This window comes from Xanthomonas sp. NCPPB 3761 (genome assembly GCF_041475705.2).
In the GTDB taxonomy this organism is placed as follows: Bacteria; Pseudomonadota; Gammaproteobacteria; order Xanthomonadales; family Xanthomonadaceae; genus Xanthomonas; species Xanthomonas phaseoli.
Map to the genome: position 1 here is coordinate 3,136,800 of NZ_CM191262.1, position 13,038 is coordinate 3,149,837.

The 13,038-nt window shown below is 66.1% G+C and carries 6 protein-coding genes and 1 pseudogene; 3 read left to right on the forward strand and 4 right to left on the reverse strand.

Features of this window, described 5'->3' with window-relative positions:
- Position 1 precedes the first annotated feature (1 nt).
- A complete protein-coding gene (gene tldD / locus ACCQ00_RS13750; protein WP_039570337.1) occupies positions 2–1,447 on the reverse strand; it encodes a metalloprotease TldD in 1,446 nt (481 codons plus the stop codon).
- A gap of 98 nt (positions 1,448–1,545) precedes the next feature.
- Here tldD and ACCQ00_RS13755 point away from each other — a divergent pair.
- Positions 1,546–2,295: pseudogene (locus ACCQ00_RS13755) on the forward strand (DUF6065 family protein).
- Between the two features lie 15 nt (positions 2,296–2,310).
- Here ACCQ00_RS13755 and ACCQ00_RS13760 read toward each other — a convergent pair.
- From ACCQ00_RS13760 to ACCQ00_RS13770, 3 genes are all read right to left on the reverse strand, one after another.
- Positions 2,311–6,231, reverse strand: a complete 3,921-nt coding sequence (locus tag ACCQ00_RS13760; protein WP_039570334.1) for a YhdP family protein — start codon at positions 6,229–6,231, stop codon at positions 2,311–2,313.
- Between the two features lie 140 nt (positions 6,232–6,371).
- The gene (gene rng, locus ACCQ00_RS13765; RefSeq protein WP_039570331.1) at positions 6,372–7,871 is read right to left on the reverse strand and encodes a ribonuclease G; all 1,500 of its coding nucleotides are present in this window, start codon (positions 7,869–7,871) and stop codon (positions 6,372–6,374) included.
- On the reverse strand, positions 7,871–8,443 hold the full coding sequence (locus ACCQ00_RS13770; protein WP_372353956.1) for a Maf-like protein: 573 nt from the start codon (positions 8,441–8,443) through the stop codon (positions 7,871–7,873). The genes rng and ACCQ00_RS13770 overlap by 1 nt, the downstream gene beginning before the upstream one ends.
- A gap of 138 nt (positions 8,444–8,581) precedes the next feature.
- Here ACCQ00_RS13770 and ACCQ00_RS13775 point away from each other — a divergent pair, with 138 nt between their 5' ends.
- Together ACCQ00_RS13775 and ACCQ00_RS13780 are read left to right on the forward strand one after the other, a co-directional pair.
- Complete coding sequence (locus ACCQ00_RS13775) at positions 8,582–9,316, forward strand: SIMPL domain-containing protein (protein ID WP_039570325.1); 735 nt, start codon at positions 8,582–8,584, stop codon at positions 9,314–9,316.
- A gap of 346 nt (positions 9,317–9,662) precedes the next feature.
- Positions 9,663–12,776, forward strand: coding sequence for a TonB-dependent receptor (locus ACCQ00_RS13780; protein WP_039570322.1), 3,114 nt, complete (start codon positions 9,663–9,665; stop codon positions 12,774–12,776).
- The last annotated feature ends 262 nt before the right edge of the window (positions 12,777–13,038 follow it).

The following is a 13,038-nucleotide window of genomic DNA, read 5'->3' on the forward strand; positions in this document are numbered from 1 at the left end:
CTCAGGCCTGCGTTCCGCCAACCGTGATGCCGTCGATCAACAGCGAGGGTTGGCCGACACCGACCGGCACGCTCTGCCCGTCCTTGCCGCACACGCCTACGCCTTCGTCCAATGCCAGGTCGTTGCCGATCATGCGCACCTTCTGCATGGTCTCCGGGCCGTTGCCGATCAGGGTGGCGCCCTTGACCGGCGCGGTCACCTTGCCGTCTTCGATCAAATACGCCTCGGTAGCCGAGAACACGTATTTGCCGCTGGTGATGTCGACCTGGCCGCCGCCGAAGTTCACCGCATAGATGCCCTTCTTGACCGAGCGGATCATCTCTTCCGGGTCGTGCTGGCCGGCGCGCATGTAGGTGTTGGTCATGCGCGGCATGGTCAGGTGCGCGAACGATTCGCGGCGGCCGTTGCCGGTGGGCGCCACGCCCATCAGGCGCGCGTTGTGGCTGTCCTGCATGTAGCCCACCAGCACGCCGTCTTCGATCAGCGTGGTGCACTGGCTGGGCGTGCCTTCGTCGTCGATATTGAGCGAGCCGCGACGGCCATCCAGGGTGCCGTCGTCGACGATGGTCACGCCCGGCGAGGCCACGCGCTCGCCGATGCGCCCGGTGTAGACACTGGTGCCCTTGCGGTTGAAGTCGCCTTCCAGGCCGTGCCCCACCGCCTCGTGCAGGAGCACGCCGGGCCAGCCCGGGCCGAGCACCACCGGCATCACCCCGGCCGGCGCCGGGATCGCGTCCAGATTCACCAGCGCCTGGCGCAGCGCTTCGCGCGCAAACCCTTCCGGGGGGCCGTCGGCAAACAGCTCGGCATAGCTGTAACGCCCGCCGCCGCCGGAATAACCGGATTCGCGCCGGCCGCCCTGTTCGACGATCACCTGCACGTTCAAGCGCACCAGCGGGCGCACGTCGGCCGCCAGCACGCCGTCGCTGCGGGCGATCAGCACCGTGTCCACGCCGCCGGACAGGCTCACCATCACTTGCTTGACGCGCGGGTCGGCAGCGCGCAGGAACTGGTCGATCCGGCGCAGCAGGTCCACCTTGGTGGCGCTGTCCATGTCGTCGATGGGATCGGTGGCCGGGTACAACGCACGGCCGTTGCCGCGCACCAGCGAACGGGTGGATTGCGCGCCGCCCTCGCGCGAGATCGCGCGCGCGGACTGCGCCGCTTCCAGCAGCGCATCGCGATGGATATCGTCGGAATAGGCGAAGCCGGTTTTCTCGCCGGCGATTGCGCGCACGCCCACGCCCTGTTCGATGGAATGCGCACCGTCCTTGACGATGCCGTCTTCCACGCTCCAGCTCTCGCGCCGCGAATGCTGGAAATACAGATCGCCGAAGTCGATGCCCGGGCCCAGCAGGGCGCCGAAGGTGCGGTCGAGATGGCCGGCATCCAGGCCGGAAGGAAGCAGCAGCCGGGTTTCGGCCAGAGTGAGAGCGTTATCGGTCATGTGGTCAGGATGGGGCCCGCGCGCCGGGGAGACAAGTCGTTCGGCTGAACATGCGCGCAGCTATCATCGCCAGCCAGCTCTTCACCGATCGCCCGCGCATGAAGCTCATCGCCCACGTCCTGGACGGCCACACGCTGGACATCCGCCCTGCCCCGCACGAGCGTGCGTGGATGGACGCCACCGACCAGCGCTACGCCTACCGCTGCCTGCCGCTGGCGATCGCCAATGCGCATGGCTGGGAACTGCTGTGCCAGTCCGGTTTCGAGGCCAGTTGGGACGGCAGCGACGCACTGGCGGCGATCACCATCACGGCCGATGCGCAGACGCAGGCACCGGCGATCAGCCACTTCGGCTACGGCGTGCTGACCTTCCACGTACCGTGCCTGTTCCGCACCGACACCGGCATCGACCTGTTCGTGACCGGGCCCCTGAACCGGCCCAAGGACGGCATCGGCGCGTTGAGCGGCATGGTGGAAACCGACTGGAGCCCGCACACCTTCACCATGAACTGGCGCTTCACCCGGCCCGGACGGGTGCGCTTCGAGGCGGGCGAGCCGTTCTGTCATCTGTTCCCGCTGCAGCGACAGTTGATCGAGCAGATACAGCCGCAGTGAAAACCGCTTTCCGAAGCGCCGCAGCTGGCGCAGCAACACGCCGACTGGACTCAAAGCCGCACGCGCTTTCTCGATGAGCTGACCGATGCACAGTCGGCGGCGGCGCGCGAGAAATGGCAGCGCGGCTACTTTCTTGGCCTGACAGCACCCGCACAGCCGCCAGTGCCGGGCCATCGCTCGCGGCTGCGCTTGCCGATGTTCACCCGTGCCGGCGAGGACACACCCGCAGAGTGAGGCCGACGGACTCCGTCAGCGCTGCGTCGGATCTGCCTTGCCGGACTTGCCGGACGGTGCGGCCGGTTTGCTCGGCGCCCGCTCGCGCGCCTCGCGCTCCACCACGTCCACCTGCGGGTCTTTCCACGGCCCGGTGACGTGATAGGTCTTTGCCCCGATGGCGCCCAGCGGTTTGCCGAGCACCGCGTTGGCCGCTGCGCCAACGGCGGCACCCACCGGGCCACCGGCCACTGCGCCGACCACGGTCAGCAGGTTGCCGGCCTTGGGGTTCACGTCCACGGTCTGGTCGAAGGTCTGCGCGCGCAGGTCGGTCTGGCCACGAATCGCGATGTCGGCAGCCGGGCCTTCGATGCGGATGGCGTCGGTGCGCGCGAAACCCTCGCCGAAGCGCACCTCGCCGGCCAGCTTGTTGAAGGCCAGACCCTTGGAGAAGAAATCGCGGAAGTCGAACATCAACCGGCGCGGCAGCTGCGCCACGCTCAGCAGGCCGAGTACGCGGCCGGCGCCCGGATCCACTTCCAGCAACTGGCCGTTGCGCACATCGACCTTCAGGTTCCCGTCCAGCGAACCGAGCGCGAAACCGGTTGGTGAGCCCTGCCAGCCGGCGTTGAGCTCCAGTTGCCCTTCGCCGCCGCGCAGTTGGCCGCCCAGGGTGAGATTCTGCAGCAGATTGCCAAGGTTGCGGCTGTCCACGCGCGCCGACAGCCGCGTGCTGGCCGCCTCGCCCTTGCCGCGCCAGGCCCCGGTGAGGCCGATGTTCTGATCGTCCGAGCGCAGCTGCAGCTGATCCACCTGCATGCCGTCGGTGAGCCGGCTGCTGCGCAGGGTGGCCGCGCCGAAGGTCATCTTGCCGATCTGCAGATCAGCGATATCCAATGCCAGCGGCGGGATCGACACCGGGTCGAATTCGGCCACCGCACGCCGCGCGGGCTCCGGCAACGCGCCTGCCAATGGGTCGCCCGGTTCGGGCGCGGCCGGCTCGGCAGGCGCCTCCACCGGCTGCCAGTGCACGGTCTTCAACGTGCCCTGCACCGTTGCGCCGTCGGCATTGGGAACGGTGAGCTGGCCGGCCAGCGAGGGGCCGTCCAGCGTCACCGCCACCGTATCGCGGGTGGGGCGCAGACGCAGACGCGTCTGCGGGAACACCCCGCCGATCATCAACAACCGGTCTGCCTGCACATCCACCTGCTGCAACGGCATCGGGTCCTTGCTGGGCACGGCCGGTTGGCCGGGCAACGGTGGCATGTCGGCGTCGCCGCTGCTGCCGCGCGCCAGGCTGATCCAGTCGATCGCATCCAGCGACGCAGCGCGGCCGGTCACCACCAGCCCGTTGGCGGGCGGCCGTTCGGTAACGGTGTCGGTGCCCATCACCACGCGCACGCCGGTCTGCTCGCCATGGCTGCTGGCCTTGAGCGCCACCAGCTTGCCGAATCCCACATCGATGTCGCCATCGCCCAGCGGCAGCGCGACCTTGACCCGGGTATCCAATGGCTCGCTGGCGGCCTTGTCCAACGGCGCGGGCAGATCCAGCGTGGTGCCGACCAGATTGGACCGCAGCGTCAGCACCGCGTTCGCATCGGTCTGCCCGGCTGGCGGCAGCGGCACATCCACGCCCACCTGCCAGGGCGCACTGCCATGGACGTACGGGCGCAGCCATTCCATCTGGGGTGCACGGTCGAACAGTTCCTTGGCATCCAGGGTGGCGCCAAGACGCGCTTCGAAGGCTTGCGCGGGGTCCTGCACCAAGCCGCCGGCGCGCAACGACAATTCGCCGCTGCGGCCTTCGTGCTGCACGCTCAGCCGCTCGGCAGCAAAGCCGGTGTCGCGGTACTGGGCCTGCCCGCTGACCTGATCGAAGGCCAGATCCCAACGCGCGTCGGCCAGCTTGGCGCCCTGCAGGGCCACCGTGCCCTGCAAATGCCCACCGACGCCATGCGTCCGCAAGGGGCGCAGCAGGTCGAAGGTTACGGCGGCTGGCCCGGACACGGTGAGATTGCGCAAGGTGTCGCCGTAGCGCCGCTCCAGCGGACTCTTGCGCAACATGCCGAGCAGTTGCGCCGCATCGGCCTGCGTGGAGGCGCGGACGTAAAGTTCGGAGGTGGCAAAGCTGGGAATGCCCGCTTCCAGCTGCGCGATCGGGGTACCGGCCAGATCGCCCTGCCCTTGCAGCGAGAAGCCGTTGCCGATGAAGCTCAGGTGGGCCTGAACCTGCTCCATCGCCGGCCAGTCCGGCTGGAAGCGGATCTGGCCATCGCGGATCTGCCCGAACGCTTCGAAGCGCCCGTCGTTATTGTCGAACGGCCAGTCGTCCAGATCGCCGCTGACCAGGCCAGTGCCGCCGGTGACGGTGCCGCCGGCCACGGCCATGTCGAGCCAGTCGATGGCGGCCTCGCTCATCTTGGAGCGGATCCAGAACTTGCGCGCCACCGGCAACGCCACATCGTCCAGTTGGGCCGCCAGCTGCATGCGTGGGCGGCTGCCGTCGCCCTGGAACCACAACCCGCCACGCACGTTGGCGCCGTAATCCTTGCCCTGCACGCGCAGCGCCGGGGTGGCGACCTGCCAGCCCGCGCCTTCGCGCCAACCGACGATCTTGCCGGCCAGCTGGATCTCGTGCACCACGCCGAAGCCGGTCGGCCAGTCGAAACGCAGCGTGGCGTCGGGCGCGGGATCCAGCTCGACGCCCTGCGCGTCGCCATCGAGGGTGCCGCGCAGGCCACTGATGCCAGGCGCATTGCCCACCGGCAGAAACCCCAGCGCTTCGATCTGGCCCTGCGCGCGCAGCGCGCCGCCCTGCTCGCCGACCACCTGCAGGTCGGCCACGCGCAGCTGCGGTTTGGACAGGCTCAGCCAGCGCCGCAAGGCAGGCGACAACTGCTCGCTGAGGGCGGCAGCTGCGATCAGGCCCGAGACATCCACATGCTTGGCCACGACCGCATAGCGGCGCCCGCCGGCAATGCTCAGCCCGTCCAGGTATTGCAGCTGCGCTGCCTGGCCCAGGCGCAACAGCGGCGCGTCCACGCGCCAGCCGCCATCGATGGTCTGCCAGCGCGCACGCGCCTGCAGCCGTTCCCAGGTGAGCGTGCGCCGCGCGGTCTCGTCCGGCAGCGCGGCGCCGGACAGGCGCAGCTGCTGCAGGTCGGCATCCACGCTCACTGCGGCGATCCGGCGCGCGCGCAATTGCGCCCAGGCCTGCAAGCGCCCACCACCGCCATCCACGCGCATGCCGCCGAACTGCAGCAGCGACGCCCACGCAGACAGGTCGGCCGGGTCGGCTTGGATGTAGGCACTGCCGTCGCCGCTGTCGCGGTCGAATTCCAGCACCGCCGTCAACGGCGCGCGCTTGAGATCGATCCAGCTGCGGCTGCCCACCTTCACGGTCGAGCCGCTGACCCGCAGGCGCAGGTCGATGCGCGGCAGCGTGGTGTCCAGGCCGATCGACGGCGCAGCCACATGCAGGCGCGCTTCGGCCAGCTGGATCTCGCCAAGCCGGCGCAGCGCATCCAGCGGATCGGAGTTTCCGCCGCCGGGCATGCCCTGGACCGACCACACACCGTCGTCGCTGCGCTGCAAGGTCAGCGCCAGGCCGCGCAGACGTATCTCGGTCAGCGAATGGCCCGGCAGCAACCCGGCGTACATCGCCAGCAGCACTTCGGCCTGGCCGACACGCACCTCGCCGTGCGGACCGATACGCAGCCCATCCAGCCGCAGCAGCGGACCGCGCCGGGTCCATTCGGTCTGCAGCCGATCGAACGCAATCGGCTGACCGGCACGCTGGCTCAGCCACTGCGCAATCTGCTGCGGATGTTCCTCGGCCAACGGCAGCGCCTGGCTGGCCGCCCCCACCAACAACGCGACCGCCACCAGCGCAAGCGCGCAGGCAGTGATCGCATAGCGGCGAAACAGACGCAGACGGCGGCGCAGCGGGGTGGGCATCAGGAGCGGGGATTGGGCATTGGGAATTCGGGATTGGTTACAGCGTGTCCGAGCACGGTAACGTCAACGCTCCTGCTGGCCGCACATCATGACGGAGCCGGCTTTTACAAATCCCGAATCCCGATTCCCCAATCCCGATCTCACAGCAGCACCACATCAAACTGCTCCTGCAGATACTGGTCGTCGGACTGGAAGCGGATGCTCTTGCCGAGGAACTCTTCCAGTTCGGCCACGGCGGCGGACTCTTCCTCGGTGATGCGGGCGACCACTTTCGAGGAGGCGATCACCAGCAGGCGCGCGGCATCGAACTGTCGCACCGCGCGGGTGATCTCGCGGAAGATCTCGTAGGTCACCGTTTCGGCGGTCTTGATGGTGCCGCGCCCGCCGCAGTGCCCGCAGGTCTCCGACAGCTGGCGCTCCAGGCTTTCGACGGTGCGCTTGCGGGTCATCTCCACCAGGCCCAACGGCGAGAACTCGTACACGGTGGTCTTGGCGTGATCGCGTGCCAGCGCTTTTTCCAGCGTGCGCAGCACCTGCCGGCGGTGCTCCGGATCGTCCATGTCGATGAAGTCGATGATGATGATGCCGCCCAGGTTGCGCAGGCGCAGTTGCCGCGCCACCGCCTGCGCGGCCTCCAGGTTGGTGCGAAAGACGGTTTCTTCCAGATTGCGCTGACCGACGAACGAGCCGGTATTGACGTCGATGGTGGTCATCGCCTCGGTCTGGTCGATCACCAGATAGCCGCCGGATTTGAGCGGCACCTGCTTGTTCAGCGCACGCCCGATCTCGTCTTCGACCCCGTACAGGTCGAAGATCGGGCGGTCGCCGGTGTACAACTCCAGTCGCTCGGCCAGCACCGGCATGTACTTGGCCACGAAGGCCTGCAACTGCACGAAGGTCTCGTTGGAATCGACCTTGACCTTTTCCACGTCGCGGCGGATCAGGTCGCGCACCGCACGCAGCGGCAGGCTCAGGTCTTCGTAGATGATGCTGCACGGCGGCGCTTCGCGGCCGCGGCGCTCGACCACGTTCCAGACCCGCGACAGGTAGGCGATGTCCTCGGCCAGCGCCTCGGCCGGCTGGCCCTCGGCGTTGGTACGGATGATGTAGCCGAAGCCGCCATGCTGGGCCGAGACCTCGCTGACGATTGTCTTCAGGCGCAGCCGCTCGGCTTCGTCTTCGATGCGCGCCGACACCCCAACCACCTTGGACTGCGGCAACAGCACCAGATAGCGCGAAGGGATGCTGATCTGCGTGGTCAACCGCGCACCCTTGGTGCCGATCGGGTCCTTGACCACCTGCACCACGATCTCCTGGCCGTCGCGCAGCAGCTCCACGATCGGCACCGAGGCCGGCGGCGGCGGCGGGATCGGGGTTTCCTCGGTATCGACCACACTGGCCGGCGCCGGTGTCAGCCGGACCACATCGTTGGCATGCAGGAACGCGGCACGCTCCAGACCCACTTCGACGAACGCCGCCTGCATGCCGGGCATCACCCGCTGCACCTTGCCCTTGTAGATATTGCCCACCACGCCCCGGCGCCAGCCGCGCTCGATATGCAACTCCTGCAGCATGCCGTTCTCGATCACCGCCACACGGGTCTCGCGCGGGGTGACGTTGACCAAAATCTCTTCCGACATCAATGCGCTCCGAAGGCTGTGAGCAACTGCGAGGAGTGATACAGTGGCAATCCCATCACGCCGGAATAGCTGCCGGACAGATGGGCGATGAAGCGTTCGGCGCGGCCCTGGATCGCATAGGCGCCAGCCTTGCCCATCGGCTCGCCGCAGGCGGCGTAGGCGGCGATCTGCGCATCATCGAGGGTGTCGAAGGTGACCTCCGACACCACCAATGCCTGCGCCGGTGCGCGCCGTGCGCAGACTAGAACCACTGCCGTGAGTACCCGGTGGCTGCGCCCGGACAACGCGCGCAGCATGGCGACGGCATCGTCCACGTCGACCGGCTTGCCGAACACCCGCTCGCCCAGCACCACTTCGGTATCGGAGCCCAGCACGATGGCGTCGGGGTCGGCGGCCTGTACCAGCGCCAGCCCGGCGTGCGCCTTCTCCAGCGCAACGCGCTGCACGTACTGGTCGGGCGATTCATCGGCTGCGCGCAGCTCGGGCACATCCAGTTGCAACGTCTGGAACGGCACATCCAGGCGTTGCAGGAGTTCTTGTCGGCGCGGCGAACGGGAAGCGAGATAGAGCATCCGTCCAGCATACCTGTTGCCTGCACTCGCCCGCTTGCCTGGTGAACGCACACACCGTTGCCAACGGGGTGGTCGTGCTCGACTCACAACACATTCATCGACCTGCCAACACGCTCCCCACACAGACAAGGAGATCTCATGCGTACCCATCTCAAGCCGTTGTTGCTGGCCCTGTCCATCGCTGCGGGAACCGCCATGACTGCCCACGCCCAACCTGCGTCGAGCTACACCATTCCCAGCGACGGCACCCTGCTCAACGTCTCTGCCGAGGCCGAGGCCAAGCGTGAGCCGGACATCGCCACGCTGTCTGCCGGTGTGGTCACCCAGGCCGCCGACGGCAACGCCGCCATGCGCCAGAACGCCGAACAGATGAGCAAGGTCATGGCCGCGGTCAAGGCTGCCGGCATCGCCGACAAGGACGTGCAAACCAGCGGCATCAACCTGAGCCCGCAGTACACCTACAAGGAGAACGAAGCGCCCAAGATCAACGGCTACCAGGCCAGCAACACGGTCAGCCTGAAGGTGCGCGACATCACCCGCCTGGGCAAAGTGCTCGACGCGCTGGTTGCGCAAGGCGCCAACGACATCAACGGCCCCAGCTTTTCGATCGACCAACCCGAGCCGGTCTACGACGAAGCTCGGGTTGCCGCACTGAAGAAGGCCCAGGCGCGCGCCGAAACGTATGCCAAATCGCTGGGCCTGAAGGTGCGCCGCATCGTCAGCATCTCCGAAGGCCGCAGCGGCGGCGCGGTCCGCCCGATGATGATGGCCGCCTCGATGCGCTCGGCCAAGGCCGAGATGGACACCCCGGTCGCACCCGGCGAGAGCACCTTGTCGATCAACCTGGAGGTGACGTTCGAACTGGGGCGTTGACAGGGCAGACCATCGTCCAGTCCCACGCGTTGCATTTGCACTGCCCTCCCCGGAGGGCAGTGTCGTTTGCACGCTTGCCAGTGCACACCTCACCTCTGGCCGCCGCCAGTCGCTGGTGATCACTAATTACTGGCCACTAGCGACCTTCTCCATGACCAAAGCAATTGCTTGGTTCAAGTGTCCAGAGTCACACCCACTTGTCCTGAATACGCGTTCTTGGTTGTTTGTGCTTAAAAAAACATGAAATTCAGAGAAATCGTTCTTTAAGCAGGCGCGACCGCTCTCTAGCATCGGTTGTCAACGCACCGTCATCTTCGTGACGGCGCCCATCCGGAGAGCGATAGAGATGACCAGCCAAGCCGCGCGGCAACGCCGCTCGTTCCGCTCCACCTCGCCTGCGCGCTATGGCCGTATCAGCATGCTTGCGCTTGCCCTGAGCGGCGCCGTCGGCATGCTCGCCACCGGCACTGCAGCCGCGCAAAGTACCACTGCTGGCATCTACGGAAGCGCGCCGGCCAGTGCAGGTGCAACGGTCACCGCGCAGAGCGATACCGGTCTGACGCGCACGGCAACGGTCGATGCCAATGGCCGTTATGCCATCGGCAACCTTCCGGTCGGCACTTACACCGTCACGCTGCAACGCGAAGGCCAGGCCGCCGAAACCCGCAAGAACATCGCACTGCGCGTTGGCGCCGGTACCGATGTGTCCTTCGGCAGCAGCAGTGCGTCCGACGACACTGCCACCTTGGGCACCATCACGGTGACCGGCAAAAATATTTCGCCGGTGGACGTCTCCGCCACTGCTTCACGTACCGTCATTACGGCCGAGCAACTGCAGCGCTTGCCGCTGGCACGCTCGGGCGAAGCGATCGCGCTGTTGTCGCCTGGCGCGGTACAGGGCAGCGGCTATTTCGGCAACGCCATTTCCTTCGGCGGCGCCGGCGTCACCGAGAACGCCTACTACCTCAACGGCTATCTCAGCTCCAATCCGCTGACCAACATTGGCGGCGTCACCCTGCCCTACGGCGCCATCGACCAACAAGAGACCTATACCGGCGGCTATAGCGCCCGCTACGGCCGCTCGGCCGGCGGCGTGCTCAGCCAGGTCGGCAAGCGCGGCACCAACGAGTGGCACTTCGGCGGGCAGATGCTGTGGCGGCCGAAAAGCCTGTCCAGCGACTACAAGAATGTCTTCTATCCGGACACTGCCCCGCCAAGCAGCGCCTATGGTTATAGCGATCCAACGTTGCCCGGCACCTTGTACCGCAGCCGCAAGGGCGACCAGGCATGGAATACGGTCTACAGCGCCTACGCGGGTGGACCGCTGATCGAGGACCGGCTCTTCGTGTTCATTGCCGCCGAACAGGAACGTACCGAAGGCGTGTCGACCGCACGCCGCGACGACCCGGTCATCGGCCGCAACAACTATCGCCAGGACGAGCCGAAGGTTTATGCCAAGATCGACTGGAATATCAACGACAGCAATGTCCTCGAATTCACTGGCGTAAAAAACAATTACCGCGAGAGTGGCGTCTACAGCGCCTTCAATGGCTACGACGGCGTGACCTCGAATGCAGACGATGCATTCGCCGACACCGTGAAGGTCAACGACCGTTACTACATCGGCAAGTACACCAGCTATATCACCGACGCACTGACCTTCAGCGCGACCTACGGCAAGAGCCAGCAAAGCGACTACCGCAACAACCCGAGCACAAATCCGTATCTGTATTCGGCCAATCTGCAGGATCCCGCCGTCACCGGAGGCAACGAGATCCGCAACAATCAGACGTCGTCCCAAGGACGCGACGGCGAAAACCGTACGCATGGTCTGCGTCTGGACCTGGAATACGCGCTGGGCGCCCATACGCTGGCCGCGGGCGTCGACAACATGTATTTCAACGCCGACAACGAGGGCGTGGTCACGACCGGACCGGGTTATACCTGGACCTACGGTAATTCGTCGCGTCCGGATTTGCCGATCAGCGGTTCGCTAGGCGTTGGTCCGGCAGGCGGCGACGGTTACTACGTGTATCGAGGCGTTTACAACACATCCACCAGCATGTCGGTCCGGCAGAAGGCTTACTTCCTGGAAGACAAGTGGCAGGTGACCAACAACCTGTTGCTGACGCTGGGCGTGCGCAACGACAAGTTCACCAACTTCAACGATGCCGGCACGCCGTACGTAGAAAGCGGCGACCAGTGGGCACCGCGCCTGGGCCTGAGTTGGGACGTGTTCGGCGATTCGTCATTCAAAGTCTACGGTAACGCTGGCCGCTACTATCTGGCACTGCCCAACAGCGTCGCCATCCGCGGGGCATCGCCATCAACCTACACCCGCGAGTACTTCAACTACACGGGCATCGATGCGCAAGGCAATCCCACCGGCCTGACGCCGATCGCGGTCGACCCGAGCGCGGGCTTCTCCTGCGGCGGCAACGTGGTCTCGTCCAATCAGGAATGCGGCCAGCCGACCGACTCGGCCAGCGTCGCCGCCCGGGATCTCAAGTCGATGTACCAGGACGAGTTCATGGTCGGCTTCGACAAGACGCTGGGCAGCGATTGGGTCACCGGCGCCAAGTTCACCTACCGCAACCTGGGCACCGCCATCGACGATGTCTGCGATTCGGACAAGATGCGCACCAAGCTGACTGCGATCGGCGTTGACCCCAGCACCGTCAATGTTCCCGGGTGCGTCATCTTCAACCCGAGCGAAACCAACTCCTTCAGCCTGGCCAACCTGGATGGTTCCGGCCGCACCGCGCTTTCGATGTCGTCGGCCGATTGGGGCTTCGACAAGAAGGCCAAGCGCAAGTACCTGGCACTGGATCTGTTCCTGCAGCATCCGTTCGACGGCAAGTGGGAGGGCCGCATCGATTACACCCTGTCGCGCAACTTTGGTAACACAGAGGGCCAAGTGAAATCCGATATCGGGCAGACCGACGTGTCCAAAACCCAGGACTGGGATGCAGCTGCGCTGATGTGGTATTCCGGCGGCGACCTGGCCAACGATCGTCGCCACCAGATCAAGATTTACGGCTCATACCAGATCGCACCGGAATGGCTGGTCGCGGGCAATATCCGCATCCTGTCCGGAACGCCACGGTCCTGCCTGGGCTATGTCAGCACCAACGGCACTGATGAGTCTTCCGATGCGGGCGACCCGGTCGGTTACGGCTCGGCTTATCACATCTGCAACGGCCAGCCATCGCGGCCTGGCGACGCCAGCCGCATGCCATGGACGAAGATCGTCGACCTGGGCCTGACCTACCGCCCGGCATTTGCCGACAAGAAACTGGCCGTCACCCTGCAGGGCTTCAACATCTTCAACGAACGCAAACCGCTGCAAGTGGACTCCACCTGGGAAGACAGCCCCTACACCCTGTCCAACACCTACGGCATGGGGGTCTATTTCACCCAGCCGCGCTACGCGGTGCTGTCCGTGTCGTACGACTACTGACGCACTCTCCCGTCAGCGTCGCTTCCCCAGCCCTGCGAAGGGCTGGGCTTTTCTTCGATCCACGCCCAGCTTCGGCTGGGCGTTTTGTTTGCGCGGATGAGTGCCGCGATTGACCCAAGCGGACACGCGTGAGCCGCAACGTGTCCCCAAGCACCATGAGCATCACGCGTGCCGCGCCGACGGCCCGGTTCAGCCGCGCACATGTGCGTGGCGCTTGTGCGGTCGCCACCGCTGCGGTAAACCTACGCCACCGGATGGTGAT